This is a genomic window from Streptomyces sp. NPDC043680 (genome assembly GCF_056436685.1).
This window is the reverse complement of sequence record NZ_JBWKCE010000001.1, coordinates 16,088-35,387: the sequence shown is the minus strand read 5'-3', so window position 1 is coordinate 35,387 and position 19,300 is coordinate 16,088. Positions and strand designations below refer to the sequence as shown.

The 19,300-nt window shown below is 71.9% G+C and carries 16 protein-coding genes; 10 read left to right on the top strand and 6 right to left on the bottom strand.

Translation table 11 applies throughout. From position 1 onward, the window contains the following. The first annotated feature begins 208 nt into the window (after positions 1 to 208). Positions 209 to 1,798: a phosphoglycerate dehydrogenase gene (serA, locus tag AC0666_RS00150; RefSeq protein WP_468581273.1), complete on the top strand. Its 1,590-nt coding sequence runs from the start codon at positions 209 to 211 to the stop codon at positions 1,796 to 1,798. Positions 1,799 to 1,897: 99 nt separating this feature from the next. Here the strand turns inward: serA and AC0666_RS00145 are convergent, their stop codons facing one another. Next, complete coding sequence (locus AC0666_RS00145; protein WP_468963399.1) at positions 1,898 to 3,436, bottom strand: MFS transporter; 1,539 nt, start codon at positions 3,434 to 3,436, stop codon at positions 1,898 to 1,900. Between the two features lie 89 nt (positions 3,437 to 3,525). Here AC0666_RS00145 and AC0666_RS00140 point away from each other — a divergent pair, with 89 nt between their 5' ends. Continuing rightward, entirely contained in the window at positions 3,526 to 4,125 is a 600-nt protein-coding gene (locus AC0666_RS00140; RefSeq protein ID WP_468963400.1) for a TetR/AcrR family transcriptional regulator, read from the top strand. Between the two features lie 62 nt (positions 4,126 to 4,187). Here the strand turns inward: AC0666_RS00140 and AC0666_RS00135 are convergent, their stop codons facing one another. Then, entirely contained in the window at positions 4,188 to 5,555 is a 1,368-nt protein-coding gene (locus tag AC0666_RS00135) for a PucR family transcriptional regulator (RefSeq protein WP_478706981.1), read from the bottom strand. Positions 5,556 to 5,755: 200 nt separating this feature from the next. Here AC0666_RS00135 and AC0666_RS00130 point away from each other — a divergent pair, with 200 nt between their 5' ends. Both AC0666_RS00130 and pruA read left to right on the top strand, forming a co-directional pair. Further along, positions 5,756 to 6,682, top strand: a complete 927-nt coding sequence (locus AC0666_RS00130) for a proline dehydrogenase family protein (protein ID WP_361717466.1) — start codon at positions 5,756 to 5,758, stop codon at positions 6,680 to 6,682. A gap of 34 nt (positions 6,683 to 6,716) precedes the next feature. Beyond that, positions 6,717 to 8,348 (top strand): L-glutamate gamma-semialdehyde dehydrogenase, encoded by a 1,632-nt coding sequence (gene pruA, locus AC0666_RS00125; RefSeq protein WP_468581268.1) that lies wholly within the window; start codon positions 6,717 to 6,719, stop codon positions 8,346 to 8,348. Positions 8,349 to 8,434: 86 nt separating this feature from the next. On the opposite strand, the gene AC0666_RS00120 is transcribed toward pruA, so the two are convergent. Next, positions 8,435 to 9,358 carry a quinone oxidoreductase family protein gene (locus AC0666_RS00120; RefSeq protein ID WP_478706832.1) on the bottom strand — a complete coding sequence of 308 codons (924 nt, stop codon included), beginning with the start codon at positions 9,356 to 9,358 and terminating at the stop codon, positions 8,435 to 8,437. Positions 9,359 to 9,444: 86 nt separating this feature from the next. On the opposite strand from AC0666_RS00120, the gene AC0666_RS00115 reads away from it, so the two are divergent. Both AC0666_RS00115 and AC0666_RS00110 read left to right on the top strand, forming a co-directional pair. After that, positions 9,445 to 9,876, top strand: coding sequence for a MarR family winged helix-turn-helix transcriptional regulator (locus tag AC0666_RS00115; RefSeq protein WP_478706831.1), 432 nt, complete (start codon positions 9,445 to 9,447; stop codon positions 9,874 to 9,876). Between the two features lie 109 nt (positions 9,877 to 9,985). Beyond that, positions 9,986 to 10,729 (top strand): tyrosine-protein phosphatase, encoded by a 744-nt coding sequence (locus AC0666_RS00110; RefSeq protein ID WP_478706830.1) that lies wholly within the window; start codon positions 9,986 to 9,988, stop codon positions 10,727 to 10,729. A 22-nt stretch (positions 10,730 to 10,751) separates the two neighbouring features. Here AC0666_RS00110 and AC0666_RS00105 read toward each other — a convergent pair whose 3' ends face one another. Next, positions 10,752 to 12,779 carry a phosphocholine-specific phospholipase C gene (locus tag AC0666_RS00105; RefSeq protein ID WP_478706829.1) on the bottom strand — a complete coding sequence of 676 codons (2,028 nt, stop codon included), beginning with the start codon at positions 12,777 to 12,779 and terminating at the stop codon, positions 10,752 to 10,754. 119 nt (positions 12,780 to 12,898) lie between these two features. After that, a complete protein-coding gene (locus tag AC0666_RS00100; protein ID WP_478706828.1) occupies positions 12,899 to 13,912 on the bottom strand; it encodes an NADP-dependent oxidoreductase in 1,014 nt (337 codons plus the stop codon). Positions 13,913 to 13,974: 62 nt separating this feature from the next. On the opposite strand from AC0666_RS00100, the gene AC0666_RS00095 reads away from it, so the two are divergent. The 4 genes from AC0666_RS00095 (at position 13,975) to AC0666_RS00080 (ending at position 17,744) form a co-directional block, all read left to right on the top strand. Then, positions 13,975 to 14,904, top strand: coding sequence for a LysR family transcriptional regulator (locus AC0666_RS00095; RefSeq protein ID WP_478706827.1), 930 nt, complete (start codon positions 13,975 to 13,977; stop codon positions 14,902 to 14,904). A 261-nt stretch (positions 14,905 to 15,165) separates the two neighbouring features. Then, a complete protein-coding gene (locus tag AC0666_RS00090; RefSeq protein ID WP_356853685.1) occupies positions 15,166 to 15,294 on the top strand; it encodes a hypothetical protein in 129 nt (42 codons plus the stop codon). A gap of 91 nt (positions 15,295 to 15,385) precedes the next feature. Continuing rightward, on the top strand, positions 15,386 to 16,426 hold the full coding sequence (locus AC0666_RS00085) for a 3-isopropylmalate dehydrogenase (RefSeq protein WP_468963407.1): 1,041 nt from the start codon (positions 15,386 to 15,388) through the stop codon (positions 16,424 to 16,426). A 232-nt stretch (positions 16,427 to 16,658) separates the two neighbouring features. Then, the gene (locus AC0666_RS00080; RefSeq protein WP_468963408.1) at positions 16,659 to 17,744 is read left to right on the top strand and encodes a branched-chain amino acid aminotransferase; all 1,086 of its coding nucleotides are present in this window, start codon (positions 16,659 to 16,661) and stop codon (positions 17,742 to 17,744) included. 69 nt (positions 17,745 to 17,813) lie between these two features. Here the strand turns inward: AC0666_RS00080 and AC0666_RS00075 are convergent, their stop codons facing one another. Continuing rightward, complete coding sequence (locus AC0666_RS00075; protein WP_468581255.1) at positions 17,814 to 19,250, bottom strand: cytosine permease; 1,437 nt, start codon at positions 19,248 to 19,250, stop codon at positions 17,814 to 17,816. Positions 19,251 to 19,300 lie beyond the last annotated feature (50 nt).

The following is a 19,300-nucleotide window of genomic DNA, read 5'->3' as shown; positions in this document are numbered from 1 at the left end:
TCCCGGCCCCCCGCGGGCCGCTTGTCCACCCCGGCCAACCCCGGACGGGTGATCCTTCCGTACAGGCGGAATCCCGGCCCGGCTGCACCACTAGACTGCTGAATACAACGCGTCAGGCCCACAGTGTCGTGCGTCTTCCACGCGGCTACCCCCTCCACCGCCTGCGGCCGTCGGGACGGCCGTCCGCACTGGACTTGTGAGGACCCACGTGAGCTCGAAACCTGTCGTACTCATCGCCGAAGAGCTGTCGCCCGCCACCGTCGAGGCGCTCGGCCCGGACTTCGAGATCCGGCACTGCAACGGCGCCGACCGCGCGGAGCTGCTCCCCGCGATCGTGGACGTCGACGCCATCCTGGTGCGCTCCGCGACCAAGGTCGACGCGGAGGCCATCGCGGCCGCCAGGAAGCTGAAGGTGGTCGCCCGCGCCGGCGTCGGCCTGGACAACGTCGACGTCTCGTCCGCGACCAAGGCCGGCGTGATGGTCGTGAACGCCCCGACCTCCAACATCGTCACCGCCGCCGAGCTCGCCTGCGGCCTGCTCGTCGCCTCCGCCCGCAACATTCCGCAGGCCAACACCGCCCTGAAGAACGGCGAGTGGAAGCGGAACAAGTACACGGGCGTCGAGCTCAGCGAGAAGACCCTCGGTGTCGTCGGCCTCGGCCGCATCGGCGTCCTGGTGGCCCAGCGCATGTCGGCCTTCGGGATGAAGATCGTCGCCTATGACCCCTACGTACAGCCGGCGCGTGCCGCCCAGATGGGCGTCAAGATGCTGGCGCTGGACGAGCTGCTGGAGGTCGCCGACTTCATCACGGTGCACCTGCCCAAGACCCCCGAGACCCTCGGTCTCATCGGGGACGAGGCCCTGCACAAGGTGAAGCCGTCCGTCCGCATCGTCAACGCCGCCCGCGGCGGGATCGTGGACGAGGCCGCGCTGTACTCGGCGATCAAGGAGGGCCGGGTCGCCGGCGCCGGCCTCGACGTCTACGCGAAGGAGCCCTGCACGGACTCCCCGCTCTTCGAGCTCGACCAGGTCGTCTGCACCCCGCACCTCGGCGCGTCCACGGACGAGGCCCAGGAGAAGGCCGGCATCGCCGTCGCCAAGTCCGTGCGCCTCGCGCTCGCCGGCGAACTGGTGCCGGACGCGGTCAACGTCCAGGGCGGCGTCATCGCCGAGGACGTCCGTCCCGGCCTGCCGCTCGCCGAGAAGCTCGGCCGCATCTTCACCGCCCTCGCGGGCGAGGTCGCGGTCCGCCTCGACGTCGAGGTCTGCGGCGAGATCACCCAGCACGACGTCAAGGTGCTGGAGCTCTCCGCCCTCAAGGGCGTCTTCGAGGACGTCGTCGACGAGACGGTCTCCTACGTCAACGCTCCGCTGTTCGCGCAGGAGCGCGGTGTCGAGGTGCGCCTGACCACCAGCTCGGAGTCCCCGGACCACCGCAACGTGGTGACCGTGCGCGGCACCCTGGCCGACGGGCAGGAGGTCTCGGTCTCCGGCACGCTCGCGGGCCCGAAGCACCTCCAGAAGATCGTCGGCATCGGCGAGTACGACGTGGACCTGGCGCTCGCCGACCAGATGCTGGTGCTGCGCTACACCGACCGCCCGGGCGTGGTCGGCACCGTCGGCCGCATCCTCGGCGAGGCCGGTCTGAACATCGCCGGCATGCAGGTCGCCCGCGCCGAGGAGGGTGGCGAGGCGCTCGGCGTGCTCACCGTCGACGCCGAGGTGCCGGTGAACGTGGTCGCGGAGATCTCCGCCGAGATCGGCGCCGTCTCGGCGCGTACGGTCAGCCTCACCTGATGGCCGGCCCTGCCTGACCATTCGGGTGACAGCTGCGCCAGGATCGCGAGAAGGGCCCGGGGTCAGACCCCGGGCCCTTCTCGCGTTCCCGTACGGCGGTCAGACCGTGACGGCCGCGATCTCCTCGGCCTGTTCCCCGGGGCCGGCGGCCGGGGCGGCCGCCGCCCGCATCAGGGCCACGGCCAGCCCACCGGCCGCGACCAGCAGGGCCGCGCCGCCCCAGGCCGCGTACTGCATGCCGTGGACGAAGGCGTCCCGGGCCAGGTCCAGCAGCTGCCCGCCCGCCTCGCCACCGAGCTGCCGGGCGGTGGCGACCGCGCCGCCCAGGGTCTCCCGTACGGCCGCGGGCTCGGTCCCCGCCAGGTCGCTGCGGTAGACGGCGGTGCCGAGGCTGCCGAGGACCGCCATGCCCAGCGCCCCGCCGAACTCCGAACCCGTCTCCAGCAGGGAGGCGGCAGAACCGGCCTTCTCGGCCGGGGCAGCCCCCAGGGCCATGTCCGAGACCAGCGACAGGACGACGACCAGGCCCGATGACAGCACTCCGGCGCCGACGAGCAGCAGCCACAGGGAGTCGGATCCGACCAGGCTGATCAGGGTGAATCCGGCGGCGCCGATGAGGAAGCCGCCGCCGATGACGTAGGCGCGGTCGACGGTGCGGGCGACGACGCCGGCGAGGGGGGCGGCAGCGCCGATGGCGACCGACGGGGCAAGGCTCCACAGGGCGGCCTCCAGGGTGCCCATGCCGAGCACCGACTGCAGGTACTGGGTGGTGAAGTAGGCCGAGCCCATGATGGCGAAGGCCGCGATGGTGTTCAGGAGGATACCGGCGCCGAAGCCGCGGTTGCGGAACAGGGCCCGGCTGACCATGGCGTCGTCACGGGTGCGCTGGCGGCGGACGAAGACGAACCCGACGAGCAGGCCGAGTGCGATGCAGGCGCCGCGGACGGGGGACCACCCCTCGGCGGCGATCTCCTTCAGCCCGTACACGACGGGGAGCACGCTGCCCATGGACAGCGGCACGCTCAGCAGGTCGAAGCGGCCGGGCGCCGGGTCCTTGAACTCGGGCACCAGCACGGGGACGAGGGTCAGCAGGAGCAGCATGGCGGGCACGTTGACCAGGAAGACGGAGCCCCACCAGAAGTGGTTCAGCATCACGCCGCTCATCACGGAGCCGAGTGCGATGCCGCCGGTCATGGCGGCGGACCAGATGCCGATGGCCCGGCCGCGCTGCGCGGCGTCCTGGAAGAGGTTGCGGACAAGGCCCAGCGTGGACGGCATCAGGGTCGCGCCGCCGATGCCGAGCAGGACGCGGGCCAGGATCAGCAGTTCGGCGCTCGGGGCGTAGGCGGCGAGCGTGGAGGCGAGTCCGAAGGCGGCCGCCCCGATCAGCAGCAGTTTCCGCCGGCCGATCCGGTCACCGAGCGAACCCATGGTGATGAGCAGTCCGGCGAGGGCGAAGGCGTAGCTGTCGAAGATCCAGAGCTGCTGGGTGGCGCTCGGGTCGAGCTCCCGGGTGATCGCCGGGATGGCGAAGTAGAGGACGGAGACGTCCATCGAGACCAACAGCAGCGGCAGGAGCAGAACGGTGAAGGCGATCCATTCCCGGCGGCCGGCGAGACGTGCGGCGGAGTTCGTCATGGGCAGGACGGTACAAGGCTTCTATACGGATGTCTAGTACGAGCGTATAGAACTGTCGTCTAGGACGGCTGTCTTGATACCGTGGCGGCATGGGACATCGTGAGGATCTGCTCGCAGGCGCCAAGCAGTGCCTGGTCGACAAGGGGTTCGTGCGCACCACGGCGCGCGACATCGTGAAGGCTTCCGGCACCAACCTGGCGTCGATCGGCTACCACTACGGGTCGAAGGACGCCCTGCTCACCCAGGCGTTCATCGAGCTCATCCAGGAATGGGGGGAGGGGTTCCAAAGTGGCCTGGGCGGCGAGGGCGGTTCGCTGGAGCGCTTCCGTGCGGTCTGGGACGGGGTCCTGTCGCAGAAGGAGAGCGCGGGGCCGATCTGGGCGGCCAGCCTGGAGGTGGCTTTGAGCGGGGATCGGTTGCCCGATCTGCGGAGCATGCTCGCGGCCTCCCAGGTGGAGGGGCGCAAGGGCATGATCGCGATGTTCACCGGACGGCCCGAGGAGGAGCTGACGGAACGGGACGTCCGCACCCTGGGCACCTTCTACCAGGCGCTGCTGAACGGCCTGATGATCCAGTGGCTGTTCGATCCGGAGTCGGCCGCCACGCCGGAGGAGTTCACGGAGGGCATGCGGCAGGCGGCGCAGGCACTGACGCGACCTCAGGCGGAGCCGGACCCGGCCGCACAGTAGGCGGACGCGGGGACCCGGTCGGCGTCGGGGCCGCACCCCCGCGAGGGCGGCCCCGGATTCCCTCAGGCCAGGCGGGCGGACTTGAGCGCCATGTGGAGCAGCAGGCGGTCCTCGCCCTCGTCCAGATCGAGGCCGGTCAGCTGCTCCACCCGGTTCAGACGGTAGTACAGGGTCTGGCGGTGGACGCCGAGGGCCGCCGCCGCCCGGCCCGCCTGGCCCGCGCAGTCCAGGAAGACCTCGGCGGTACGGGCCAGTTCCCGGTGCGCGGGGGCCAGCAGGGCCCGCGCGGCCGGGTCGTCCACCGGTTCGCCGGCCGCGAGCACCGCCAGCATCCGGTACGGGCCGATCTCCGACCACCGCGCCACCGGGCCGAGGCGGGACTGTGCCGCGGAGGCCCGCGCTGCCGCCGAGGCCTGGGCCCAGGCGTCGGAGAGCTCCGCCAGTCCCCTGCGCGGCTCGGCGATGCCGGCGGTGGGCGCGGTACGCGGGGCCCCCGCCGGCGCGGCCGGCCCGAGCAGCCGGGTCGCCGCGGTCACGGCAGGGGCCAGGACGTCCGCCGAGCGCAGCCGGACCAGCACGGCGAGCGCCTGCCCGGCCTCCGGCACGCCCGACGGTTCTGCCGCCGACGGCCCGACTCCGCCGCCGGCCCCGGCCGCCGCCCGCGCCCCGGACCCCGGCCGCGCGACCGCCCCGGAGCCGCCGCGCGCGACGGCCCGGGCTCCGGCAGCAGCTCCCGGTCCGCCGACGGCCCCCGCCCGGGCAGCGGCTCCGGTGGCCGGACCGCGGGTCGGCTGGTCCTCGTGCGCGCGCCCCTGCCACGGGACCAGTGATACCGCCGCCGCCCCCGGGACCGACGCCGGAGCCTCCCCGGACCACGGCGCCACGCACACCACCGTGTGCAGCCCGTCCGCCCCCGGGCCCAGCGCCAGCCGCAGGGCCGCCACCGCCATGTCGTGCTGCCATCCGCGCCCGGCGGTGAGCACGGCCCGGAACTCGCGGGACAGGTCCGCCCCCGCCTTCGCCTCCTCGGCGAGCAGGATCCCGATCCGCTCGGCCACCTCCATGGCCGCGGCCAGGGCCTCCGGCCCGGGTCCCGGCTCCCGGTCGAGCAGCCACACGTACCCCTGGACGATCCCGCGGTACCGCACGGGCAGGCAGATCCGCCCCCGGAAGACCCCCGCATCGGGCGCCGCCGGGATCCGCACCGGCCCGGTGGCGCGGGCGATGCCGAAGCCCTCGAACCAGGCCCGCACGGCCGCCGTCGACTGGCGGGTCAGGATGGAGCGGGTCCGCACCGGGTCCATCGCCAGATCGTCGTCGCTGTCGTGTGCGCCGAAGGCGATGAGGCGGAAGTCCCGGTTCTCCAGCGTCGCCGGGGCGCCGAGCAGCGCCGAGATCTCGTCCACCAGGTCCTGGTAATCGCCCTTCACCCGGACATTCTCCCACCCCGCGGCCGCGTCTTCAGACATGTGTATGAGGTCGTCGGCACGGATGCGTGACAGCTGTCGATGGCAGAGGATCGTCTCGATCCTTAGGTTTCACGGTGGTTTTACATGCGTTTTCCTTACGGCCCCCGGCCACCCCCCGCGGGAACCGTATGCCTGCTGCTGCCACCTGTTGGAGGTGCCCCGTGCTGGGTCCCGCGATCCTTGCCGCTTCTCGCAGCGAGAAGATGCGCCGCATCGTCTCCGCCGCCCCGGTGACCAAGCCCGTGGTGAACCGGTTCATCCCCGGTGAGACGGTCGACGAGGTCATCCCGATCGTCCGGGACCTCACGCAGAAGGGCCTGGAGGTCACCCTCGACGTGGTGGGCGAGGACATCACCACCGTGGAGCAGTCCCACGCCGCGCGTGACGCCTACCTGGAGCTCATCGAGCGCCTCGCCGACCTGGGCCTGGGTGAGAAGGCCGAGATGTCGGTCAAGCTGTCGATGTTCGGCCAGGCGCTGGAGGGCGGCCACGAGCTCGCGCTCGCCAATGTCCGCCCGGTCGTCGAGGCCGCCGCCGCGATCGGTACCACGGTCACGCTGGACGCCGAGGACCACACCACCCTCGACTCGATGTTCGCGATCCACGAGGAACTGCGCCGGGACTTCCCGCAGACCGGCTGCGTGATCCAGGCGTACCTCTTCCGCACGGAGGCCGACGCCCGCCGCCTGGCCGCCGCCGGCAGCCGCGTCCGGATCGTGAAGGGCGCGTACAAGGAGCCCGCCGAGGTCGCCTACCAGGACAAGACCGAGATCGACAAGGCGTACGTCCGCATCCTGAAGACCCTCATGGACGGCGAGGGCTACCCGATGATCGGGTCCCACGACCCGCGCCTGATCGCCATCGGACAGGAGCTCGCCCGCAAGGCCGGGCGCAAACTGGACGAGTACGAGTTCCAGATGCTGTACGGCATCCGCAGCGAGGAGCACCTGCGGCTGGCCGCCGAGGGACACCGCATGCGCGTCTACACCGCGTACGGGACGGACTGGTACGGCTACTTCATGCGGCGCCTCGCGGAGAAGCCCGCCAACCTGCTCTTCTTCCTCCGCTCGATGATCACCAAGAACTAGGTCCGAAGAACAAGGTCAAGGAGTTACCAGACCCATGGATGCTGTGACCCAGGTCCCCGCCCCGGTCAACGAGCCGGTCCACTCGTACGCCCCGGGCAGCGCCGAGCGCGTGCGGCTCGAAGAGCAGCTCAAGCAGCTGTCCGAGAACCCGATCGACCTGCCCATGACCATCAACGGCGTCAAGCGGATGGGCGGCGGTGAGCGCTTCGACGTGGTCCAGCCGCACGACCACAAGTCCGTGCTCGGCACCTTCGCCAACGCCACCCAGGCCGACGCGCAGGACGCCATCGACGCCGCCCTGGCCGCCGCCCCGGCCTGGCGCTCGATGTCCTTCGACGACCGCGCGGCGATCATCCTGCGCGCCGCCGAGCTGCTGTCCGGCCCGTGGCGCGAGAAGATGGCCGCCTCGACGATGCTGGGCCAGTCGAAGACCGCGCAGCAGGCCGAGATCGACACCCCGTGCGAGCTCGTCGACTTCTGGCGCTTCAACGTGCACTTCGCCCGCCAGATCCTGGCCGAGCAGCCGGTCGCGAACTCCGCCGGCGTGTGGAACCGCAGCGACCACCGCCCGCTGGAGGGCTTCGTCTACGCGATCACGCCGTTCAACTTCACGGCCATCGCCGGCAACCTGCCGACCGCCCCCGCCCTCATGGGCAACGTGGTCGTCTGGAAGCCGTCCCCGACGCAGACCCACTCCGCCGTCCTCCTGATGGAGCTGCTGGAGGAGGCCGGCCTGCCGAAGGGCGTCATCAACCTGGTGACGGGCGACGGCATCGCCGTCTCCGAGGTGGCTCTGAACCACCCGGAGCTGGCGGGCATCCACTTCACCGGCTCGACCAAGACCTTCCAGTACCTGTGGAAGACGGTCGGCAACAACATCGAGAAGTACAAGTCCTACCCGCGCCTGGTCGGCGAGACCGGCGGCAAGGACTTCGTCGTCGCGCACCCCTCCGCGGACCGCGCGGTCCTGAAGACGGCGCTGACCCGCGGCTCGTTCGAGTTCCAGGGCCAGAAGTGCTCGGCGTCCTCCCGCGCCTACATCCCGGCCTCGATCTGGAACGACGGCTTCAAGGAGGCCTTCGCGGCCGAGGTCGACGGGATCACCATGGGTGACGTCCGCGACCTGTCGAACTTCATCGGCGCCGTGATCGACGAGCGCTCGTTCGCGAAGAACAAGGCCGCCATCGACCGTGCCAAGGCCGACCCGACCTGCACGATCATCGCGGGCGGCACGTACGACGACTCGGAGGGCTACTTCGTCCGCCCGACCGTCATCGCGTGCACCGACCCGGAGAACGAGGTCTTCACGACCGAGTACTTCGGCCCGATCCTCGCCGTGTACGTCTACGAGGACGAGAAGTTCGACGAGATGCTCGCGCAGATGGAGTCCGTCTCGGCCTACGCGCTGACCGGCTCGATCATCGCCGCCGACCGCTACGCGGCCGCGGACGCGATGGAGAAGCTCCGCTTCGCGGCGGGCAACTTCTACATCAACGACAAGTCGACCGGCGCCGTCGTCGGCCAGCAGCCCTTCGGCGGCGGCCGCGCCTCGGGTACGAACGACAAGGCGGGCGCGGCGACGAACCTGCAGCGCTGGACCTCGACCCGCTCCATCAAGGAGACCCTGGTCGCGCCGACGGACTACGCCTACCCGCACATGGGCTGACCTCCGCCCCGCTGAGCCCCGCCCCCGTCCCGGTACCCCCAAGTCCGGAACGGGGGCGGTTCCAGTTGCCCCCGGGTGACCAGGCCTCAGGGGACCAGGACCACCTTGCCGAGGTTGCGCCGCTCCTCGATGATCCGGTGGGCCGCGGCGGCCTCGGCGAGCGGGAGCGTGTCGTGCACCGTGATGCGCAGCGCGCCCGCCCGGTGGAGTTCCCACTGCTCGCGCCGCCGGCGCTCGTACAGCTGCGGCTCGCCCCGGGCGATGGCCGCCATCTGGAAGCCGATCACCGAGGCGCCGCGGACCAGGAGTTCGTACGCCTCCACCGTGCCGCCGCCGGAGCTGAAGGCCACCAGGCGCCCGCCCGGTGCCAGGGCCCGGACGGCGGGGGCGAGCAGGTCGCCGCCGACCCCGTCGAGGACCACGTCGTACGGACCCCACTGTGCGGACTCCTCGTACAGCACGACCTCGTCGGCGCCGAGGCCGCGGACGAAGCCGGCCTTGTCGGCGCTGCCGACGGCGGCGACGACCCGCCCGGCGCCGGCGGCCCTGGCGTACTGGAGGGCGTACGTGCCGACCGCGCTGGCCGCGGCGGTGACCAGGACCGTGTCACCGGGTTCGATCCGTCCGGCCGCCTGCGCCCCGCGCGCCACCAGCCCGCTGCGGACCAGCGCGACTGCCTCGACGGCGCTCGCCCGGTCGGGGACCGGGGAAAGCATCGCAGCGTGCACGACGGCGTGTTCGGCGTAGCCGTGCGCGAAGCAGAGCCCGGTGACGCGGTCCCCGGGGGCGAAGCCGCTCACGCCTTCCCCGAGGGCTTCGACGGTTCCGGCGACCTCGCCGCCGAGGTGGGCCGGCTCGGCGGCCTCGCGGACCTTGCGGACGGTGGGCAGGGTGACGCCGACCGCCTCCACCCGGACCAGCACCTCCCCGGGGCCGGGCACGGGGACGGCGACGTCCTCGGCGAACAGCACCTCGGGCCCGCCGTTGACCTCGTAGCGGATGCGCAGCACAGGACCTCCCCAGGACGGAATTCATTGGACGCCCCAACGATATGCCAGATCGTGGGGAAGTCCAACGAATTCGCTAGAGTGGCGCCATGACCTCCCCTCTCGGGCACATCCAGTCCCTGCCGAGCTGGCTCGCCGGCCGCGTCGCCGCGCGGGGCCGGGGCCTGGTCGCCGAAGCGCTGGCCACCGAGGGGCTCAAGCTCCCGCATCACGCGGTCCTCGCGGCGACGGCGGAATACGGCCCCCTTGCCCAGGCCGACCTGGGCCGCCGCCTTTCCATGGACCCCAAGGACCTGGTCGGGCTCCTGAACCACCTGGAGTCCGCGGGGCTCGTGGTCCGCGCCCCGGACCCCGCCGACCGCCGCAAGAACGCCGTCACCGTGACACCGGCGGGCACGGCCGCGCTCACCCGCTGCGCCGCCCTGGCGGAGGCCGCCAACGCCGAGCTCCTCGCCCCGCTCACCCCGGCCGAGCAGGACACCCTCATGACCCTCCTGACCCGCCTCCGCGAAGCCCCGTAGGCCTCGCGGCCGCCGATGGCCGCGGGCGGCGGGGCGGACGTTCGCGGAACCGGGCGGGGTTCGCGGCTCGTCGTGACCACGGTCCGTGGTGTGCCGGCAAGGGGTGGGTATGACGAGCAAGGGTCGGTTCCTGGAGTGGGACGGCTGTTTCAACGTGCGCGACCTGGGGGGACTGGGGCGGGTCGCCCGGGGGGCCGCGGTCCGGGCGGACCGGCTCGACGCGCTCACCGCCCGCGGCTGGGCCGCCCTGGCCGGCTACGGCATACGCACCGTGGTGGACCTGCGCAACGACGACGAGGCCGACGTGGACCGCTCACCCCGCCCGGCCTGCGTCCGTACGGTCCGGATTCCGCTCGACGGGATCGAGCACCGGGACTTCTGGGACCACTGGTGGGGTACGCCGGGTTTCGGGACGCCCGCCTATTTCCGGCCCTTCCTGGAGCGGTTCCCGGACCGGGTGGCCGCCGTGGTGCGGGCGGTCGCCGAGGCGCCGGCCGGGGGAGTGGCCTTCCACTGCGGCCTCGGCCGCGACCGCACCGGGATCATCGCCCTGGTCCTGCTGCGGCTGGCGGGGGCCACTCCCGAGGAGATCGCCGCGGACCACGGCCTGAGCGAGCCCCGGGTCCGTGCGATGTACGCCGCCCAGGGGCGGCCGTACGACGCCGGCGTGATCGAGGAGTACGTCACCGGCCTCGGCACCACCGTCCACGCCCTCGCCCTCGACGCGGCCCGGTGGCTGGACGCCGAGGCGTACCTGACGGGAGCCGGGCTCGGCGCCGCGACGGTGGAGCGGCTGCGCGGGCGGCTGGCCCAGGGGGGCGGGGGCGAGGGGGCCCGGCGGCATTCGGGGTGACGGGCCGCCGGGCCGGGGCGGGTCAGCCGGAGATGCTGGGGGTGCCCGTTTCGATGTGGCCCGTGTAGCGGCGCGACCAGGTGCCGTCGCTGTCCGCCAGGATGGTGAAGTCGTACCAGCCGTTGCTGTAGGCCACCGCGTTGAAGTAGTCCTCCCGGGAGGAGCCCGCGGGGACCGTGTAGGTCCACGGGCCGTCCGTCCGGTAGGCGTTCGAGCGGATGGTGAAGGTGACCGCGGCCGAGGACCTGTTGCTCATCTTGAAGTAGACCGCGGTCTTGCCCGTGCCCGGCTCGACCGCGAAGCGGGCCGCCACCTCGATGTCCTTGCCCGCCTTCGACGCGTCGCCGATGAACCGCCGCAGGAAGCGGTTCGGCCCGTACATCGAGATGTCGTACTTGCCCGAGCCGCTGCCGAGCCCGATGTTGAAGTAGTCCGTCGACGTGTCGCCCGGGTCGACCGTGTACTGCCAGGCCGCCGTGTCGCGGTACTGGTGCGGGTGGATCGAGAAGTGCGCCGCCCGCTTCGCCTCCGCGCCCTGGTTGGTCATCGAGAACCAGGCCAGGATCTTGCCGGCCGCCCCGAACTCGAAGCGGTCCAGGTTGCCGTTCACCTGGTACGGAAGGGCCCGCGCGGGCCGGGTCCCCGGCTCCTGCGCCGGCAGGGCGTTGTCCTGCGGCGCCGGGTTGGGCAGCGGGCCGCAGGTCGACTGGCCGATCACCTTGGCGGTGGACGGCAGCCCGGACGGCACCCCGTACACGGGGTGCGCGAAGTCGAAGACGCCCGTCAGGTCGCCCACCACCCTGCGCCGCCAGGCGCTGATGTTCGGGCAGAGCGCGGGCGTGCCGAGCGCCGTCGTCCACGTCTCCATGAAGCGGAGCACCGAGGTGTGGTCGAAGACCTCCGAGCTGACCCAGCCGCCGCGCGTCCAGGGGGACATGACCAGCATCGGCACCCGGAAGCCGAGTCCGATCGGCACGCCGTCGATGTACTCGCCCGGGGTGCCCGGCGGGGCGACCGGCGGCGCGACGTGGTCGAAGAAGCCGTCGTTCTCGTCGTAGTTGAGGAAGAGGACGGTGGAGTCGAAGACCTCCGGGTTCGCGGAGAGCGCCCGGTAGACCAGGTCCACGAAGTGCGCGCCGTCGCCGGGCGGGGCGTACGGGTGCTCCGAGAAGGCCTCGTTCGCCACGACCCAGGAGACCTGTGGCAGCGTGCCGGCGACGACGTCCGCGCGGATCGCGGCCGCGATGTCGTCGGGGGTGGAGCCGGTGGTCCGCGGGACGGAGCCCATGCCGCGGTCCCACAGCGGATCGCCGGGAGCCGCGTCCGTGAACTTCTTGAAGTAGGCCAGGCCGTTGTCCCCGTAGTTGTCCTGGGCGTTCTGGTACACCTTCCAGCTCAGGCCGGCCCGCTGGAGGGCCTCGGCGTACGTCTCCCAGGTCAGCCCGGACTCGTCGCCGCCGTCCTTGCTGCCCGCGTCGACCTTGCCGCTCCACAGGAAGGTGCGGTTCGGGCCGGTCGCGCTCAGCGTCGAGCAGAAGTACGCGTCGCAGATCGTGTAGTTGTCGGCGAGCCCGTAGTGGAAGGGGATGTCGCCCCGGTCCAGGTAGCCGAGCGTGCGGGTGTTGCCCACCCCGAGGACCCAGTTGTCCATCCGGCCCTTGTTCCAGGCGGCGTGCTGCGAGCTCCAGCTGTGCGGCAGGTCCCCGTTGCACTGCGCCAGGGTCTCGCCGTCCGCCCCGCCGGCGGGCGGGGTGGCGGAGAGCTTCCACGGGTAGTGGCGGCCGCCCCAGTTGGGCTGGTTGAAGGTGCCCCAGCCGCCCGGGATGTTGCCTGCGGCGCGGTCGCCGAACCCGCGGACACCCTTCAGCCTGCCGAAGTAGTGGTCGAAACTGCGGTTCTCCTGCATGAGGATCACCACGTGCTTCACATCGGTGATCGTGCCGGTCGCGGCGGCCGCGGCCGCCGAAGCCGGTGCGATCGCGGGCAGTGCCGCCCCGGCCACCAGCCCGGCGCCGATTCCCACGAACCCTCTGCGGCTGATCGGTGTCACTGGCTACTCGCCTCCAACTCAAGTGCCGGGTCGGCACATTGAGGCACAGAGTGACGGGCGCCGGGCCAAAGGTCTACATCCGTGCGGCAAGGAGTCGGTGAACGTCGAGGTGGCGGGAATCAGTCCCCGACGCGGACCAGCATCTTGCCCAGGTTGTCCCCTCGGAGCATGCCCAGAAATGCCTCCACGGTGTGATCGAATCCCTGCACAACGGTGGTGTCGGTGCCGATGCGGCCACTGCGCAGATGGGGCACGAGGAAGTCCTCCAGCTCGTCCTGGAGATTGGTGTGGTTGCGAACCAATACCCCTTCCATGCGCAGCGACTTGTGCACGACCTCGAAGAGGTTGCGCGGGGCGGCCGGGGAGCGGTCCCCGTTGTACATCGAGATCGCGCCGACCCAGGCGATGCGCCCGTACTCGCGCAGCGCGTCGATCGCGCCCTCCAGGTGGTCCCCGCCCACGTTGTCCACGTACACGTCGATGCCCTCGGGCGCGGCCTTCGCCAGCTGCTCGCCGACCGGGCCGTCGTGGTAGTCGAAGGCCGCGTCGAAGCCGAGGACCTCGGTGAGGTGGCGGACCTTCGCCGCCGACCCCGCGCTGCCGATGATCCGGCGCGCTCCCAGCAGTCGTGCGATGTGCCCGGTCGCGGTGCCGACCCCGCCCGCCGCGGCGGAGACGAAGAGGTCCTCCCCCTCCCGGAGCCGGGTGGTCCGGGTCAGGGCGGCGTACGCGGTCAGGCCGGTGCCGCCGAGGATGCTCAGGTACGCCTCCAGGGGGACGCCCTCGTGGCCGCGGAGCCTGCGGGCGCCGTCCAGGCCCAGGGTGACGAGCGCGTGCGTACGCCAGCCCTCGCGGTGGAAGACCAGGTCGCCCTCGCGCAGCCCGGGGTCCCGGGAGGCGAGGACCCGGCCCACGGCCCGGCCCTCCAGCGGGGCGTTCAGCTCGAAGCCGCCTTCGCCGCCGTCCATCAGCCCGCGGTGGTACGGGTCCACCGAGAGCAGCAGGTTCTCCACCAGGGCGGTGCCCGGGGCGGGGGAGGGGACCGGGGTGGAGACGCAGGCGAAGTCGGTGGCGGCGGGGAAGCCGGTGGGGCGGGCGATCTGGTGGACGGCGAAAGCGGTGTTCTCGATCATGGCGAGGACGTTAGGAAGGAATCAAGGGGTCGGGCAGAGGGTTGGGCTCATGGAAGCCGCACATGCATGAAATCTGCTCATGGAACGAGGTGAGGGCCGCCGTGGCCGAGCTAGCTCCGCATGAACTCCGGGTCCTGGTCGCCGTCTGCGAGACCGGCTCCTTCTCGGCAGCGGCCGCCCGCCTCGGCCTCACCCAGTCGGCCGTCTCGCACTCCGTGCGCGGCAGCGAGGCCAAGGTGGGCGCCGTGCTCTTCGAGCGCGGGCGCGCCGGAGCCTCGCCCACCCCGGCGGGGGAGCGGGCCGTCGCCCTCGCCCACCGGATCCTGCGGCTGTACGAGGTCCTCGGCGCGGAGGTCCGCGGCGCGGCCGGCGGCTCCGCCGGGGCCGTGACCGGGGTGCTGCGCATCGCCGCGTTCCGCAGCGCGGCCCTGCACCTGCTGCCCCCGGCCCTGGAGCGGCTGACCGCCCGGCACCCCGGCATCCGCCCCGAGGTCCGGGTGGTGCGCGAGCTCGGCGCCGGCACCGCCGGGGAGGTGGCCGCGGGCCGCGCCGACCTCGGCATCGCCACCCTGGGCGCCCGCGGGGACGAAGCGGAGGCCGGAGCCGCCGGACTGCTGACGGGGGTGCTCACCGAGGAGGCGTACGCCCTGGTCCACCCGGTCGGCCACCCGGATCCGACGTCGCTGCCGCTGCTGGACTGGGACGAGAACTGCGGCTCGTACACCCGGGCGTGGTGGCAGGCCCAGGACTGGATCCCGCGGGCCACGGTCAAGGCCGAGGACGATGCCATGGTGCTCACCATGGTGGGACGCGGGCTCGGCATGGCGATCCTGCCGGAACTCTCGCTGCGGGAGGCCGGCGACACCGTGCAGATCACCGATCTGGGTCCTGCGAGGCCGGTGAGGCGCGTGGGATACGTCACCACACCGGAATCCGCCGCGACCCTCGCCGTACGGGCTCTGATCAGGGAACTCCGCTCCGAACAGCGCTGAAAACGGACCCCGGGCCCGGCCCCCTCCGCGGGCTTCGGCGTCTCAGATAGTAGGAAGCCCAAGTAATTGCGGAGACATACAGCGGGAGCTGCCCTAGCTTTGTAGGAGCCGAACGTCTCGCCGATCCGGCGAATGGCGGCCGATGGCGCGCGCCCCTGGCAGGCAACCCCTGCGGCGCACCCGCCCCCGCCTCTTCCGGCGCCTTGAAGGAACCCCTCATCCGTGGCCCCGCCACGCCGTGATCTCAAGGAGTCGATCACCATGACCGCACGCACCGCAGCCCGCCGCGTCCGCCACTCCTCCTCCGCCGACGCCGACCGCAAGAACGCCGCCGCCGCCCTCCAGCGCGCCCTGGACCGCCGGGACAACGGCGGATCCACCGGCCACTGACGGCCGCCCCCACCAGCCGGCCCAGGACATGTTGCGTCCAGATGGTGGACGCAATATGTCTGAGGGCTGGGACACGGAGTACGGTTCCGCCATGTCGACCAGCATCAATCTCGCAGTGATCCCCGGTGATGGCATCGGCCAGGAAGTCGTGGCTCAGGGCCTCAAGGTCCTTACCGCGGTCCTGCCCCAGGATGTGAAGCTGGAGACCAAGCAGTACGACCTCGGTGCCCAGCGCTGGCACCGCACCGGTGAAACCCTCCCCGACGCGGAGCTGGAGGCGCTGGGGCACCACGACGCGATCCTGCTGGGCGCCATCGGCGACCCGTCGGTCCCCTCGGGCGTGCTGGAGCGCGGCCTGCTGCTCAAGCTCCGCTTCGCCTTCGACCACTTCATCAACCTGCGCCCTTCGAAGCTCTTCCCGAACACGGCCACCCCGCTCGCCGGCCGTCCGGAGATCGACTTCGTCGTGGTCCGTGAGGGCACCGAAGGCCCGTACACCGGCAACGGCGGCAGCCTGCGCACCGGCACCCCCGCCGAGGTGGCCACCGAGGTCAGCATCAACACCGCGTACGGCGTGGAGCGCGTCGTCCGCGACGCGTACGAGCGGGCCAACGCCCGCCCCCGCAAGAAGCTGACGCTGGTCCACAAGAACAACGTCCTCGTGTACGCGGGCCACATGTGGAAGAACATCTTCGACAAGGTCGGCCAGGAGTACCCCGAGGTCACCACCGACTACCTGCACGTCGACGCCGCGACGATCTTCTTCGTCACGCAGCCCGAGCGCTTCGACGTCATCGTCACCGACAACCTCTTCGGTGACATCCTCACCGACCTGGCCGCCGCCGTGACCGGCGGAATCGGCCTGGCCGCCTCCGGGAACATCAACCCGACCGGCGCCTTCCCGTCCATGTTCGAGCCCGTCCACGGCTCCGCCCCGGACATCGCGGGCACCGGCAAGGCCGACCCGACCGCGACGATCCTGTCCGTCGCCCTCCTGCTGCGCCACCTGGGCCACGAAGCCGAGGCCGTCCGCATCGAGGACGCGGTCTCCGCCGACCTGGCGGAGCGCGACGGCACCTTCCGCTCCACCGACCAGATCGGCGACGCGCTCGCCGCTCGGGTAGCCGGCTGACCCGGCAGCTCCACCTCAGGAAGCCGCCGGGTCGCGCGACCGACGCCCCCGGCGGCTTTTCCTGTACGGCCCCGGGTGCCACCATCTCCCCTGGGCCGCATTCTCCCCGTTTCACCGCAGCGAGGCCTCGCGTGATAATCGAACGCGAGGCCGCGGAATGCGGGGATGCTCGGACGTCCTAGTACGCCGTGAGCGCGGTCCGCCATACACAACCGGTGAAGGACAAGCACTCATGACGACGCCCACGATCGAGCTCAAGCCCTCCTCGACCCCGCTGTCCGACGCGGAGCGCGAGGCGATCCTGGCCAGCCCCGGCTTCGGCCGCCACTTCACCGACCACATGGTGACGATCAAGTGGACCGAGGGCCGCGGCTGGCACGACGCCGAGCTGGTCCCGTACGCGCCGCTGTCGATCGACCCGGCGAACATGACCCTGCACTACGCGCAGACGATCTTCGAGGGCCTGAAGGCCTACCGCCAGCCCGACGGCACCGTCGCCACCTTCCGCCCGCAGGCCAACGCCGAGCGCTTCCAGGCCTCCGCCCGCCGGATGGCGATGCCGGAGCTGCCGACCGAGCTGTTCATCGAGGCCTGCGACGCGCTCATCAAGCAGGACAGCGCCTGGGTGCCCTCCTCCGGCGAGGCCTCCCTGTACCTGCGCCCGTTCATGTTCGCGTCCGAGGTCGGCCTGGGCGTCCGCCCGGCCAACGAGTTCCTGTTCATGGTCATCGCCTCGCCCGCGGGTGCGTACTTCCCCGGCGGCGTGAAGCCCGTCTCCGTCTGGCTGTCCGAGGAGTACGTCCGCGCCGTCAAGGGCGGTACGGGCGCGGCCAAGACCGGCGGCAACTACGCGGCCTCCCTCGTCGCCCAGGCCGAGGCCGCCTCGCACGGCTGCGACCAGGTGGTCTGGCTCGACGCCGTCGAGCGCCGCTGGATCGAGGAGATGGGCGGCATGAACCTGTACTTCGTGTACGGCGACCGCATCGTCACCCCGGAGCTGACCGGTTCGCTGCTGCCCGGCATCACCCGCGACTCCCTCCTCACCATCGCCCGCGACCTCGGCTACACCGCCGAGGAGGGACGTATCTCCACCGAGGACTGGAAGCGCGACAACGAGAACGGCACCCTGACCGAGGTGTTCGCCTGCGGCACCGCCGCCGTCATCACCCCGGTCGGCTCGGTCAAGTCCGAGCGCGCCCACTGGACCCAGGGCAACGGCGAGCCCGGCGAGGTCACCATGAAGCTCCGCAAGGCCCTTCTGGACCTCCAGACCGGCCACACCGCCGACACCCACGGCTGGATGCACCCGCTGGGCTAGAGCCCGTACGTGCGAAAGGCCCGCCCCCCGGATCCGGGGAGCGGGCCTTTCGCACGTACGGGGAGCCGGTCAGACGGCGGCCGGCTCCTCGGCGGCGGCCGCCGGGGCCGCGGGGGCCGCGGGGGCGGGGGCGCGCCGGGCGGTCAACGCCGCGTAGACCAGGCCGCCCGCCAGGCCGGAGAGGACGAAGGAGCAGTCCACCCCGCCGGTGAGGGCGAGCAGCGGGCCCTCGTAGAAGGGGGTCGTCACCGCGAGCAGCCCGACGCCCGCGCCGATGGCCCAGGAGGCGGTGGCGGCCGTGTTCCAGCCGGCCCGGTACCAGTAGACGCCGCCCACCGAGCGGCGGTTGAAGACCTGCAGCGCATCGGCGTCGTACGTGCCGCGGCAGCGGACGTACCCGATGAGGGTGATCACGGCCCAGGGGGTTCCGATCGCGGTCAGCAGCAGGACGAACGAGGTCATCGCGGACTGCACGTCCCACTCGAAGGAGCCGATGAAGACGAACGCGGTGGCGACGCCCGCCGCGACCAGGGTGGCCTTGGCGCGGGTGGCCCTGGGCACGATGGCGTCCAGGTCGAGGCCCATGGAGTAGAGCATCAGCCCGGCGTTGCCCACCGAGCCGGCCGCGGCGGCCGCGAGCAGCGGGACCAGGTACCAGAAGGGGGCGGCGTCGACCAGCGGCCCGGCGTAGTCGGCCCCGGCCTTGGCGGCGAGCGCCGTGTAGGTGCCGAACAGCTGCGGGATCAGCAGGCCGATCAGCAGGCCCAGGCACGTGGCCCAGTAGACCTTGCGGGAGCTGTGCCGGGCGGGGGAGATGTAGCGGGTGTAGTCGCCGAGCAGGGTGATGAAGGCGACGGGCCCGCTGAGCCCGGCGGCGACGGCGGCGAGGATCCAGGTCGGCCAGAAGGAGCCGAGCAGGAGCTCGGTGCCCGGCGGCGCGGCGGCGGTGAAGTCGGGGGCGTACGCGTAGAGGCCGACGGCCAGCAGGACCACCATGCCGAGGGACAGCACCTTGCTCATGCGCAGCAGGAGCCGGTAGCCGAAGACGGCGCCGACGACGGTGAACGCCGCCAGTACGCCGTACATCAGGGCCCGGGTGAGACCGGTGTCGGGCAGCCCGACCAGGCGGGACAGGGTGGCGACCATCACGTCGCCGCCGATCCACAGGGTCAGCGCGGTGTAGCCGAGTGCGAGCAGCAGGCCGACGACGGAGCCGACGAGCCGGCCGCGGACGCCGAACTGGGCGCCGCTGGAAGTGGACAGGTTCGTGGCGGTGCGCAGGGACACCAGCGCCAGCGGCGCGGTGAAGGCGATCCCGACGAGGGTGCCGGTCACGATGGCGGTGACCGAAGGCCACAGGCCCAGTCCGAAGGACGGGGGAAGCCAGCCGAAGACGATCACACCGAGACAGAGGTTGGAGCCGAGCAGGATCGATATCAGGTCCCGGGGACCGCTCGTCCGCTCCTCCTCCGGGATGGTGTCGACTCCGCGCTGTTCGATGGGCATGGGGGACTCCCTTGGCAGGGCGGCGGGACGGCGCAGCAATGGGTCTGGCA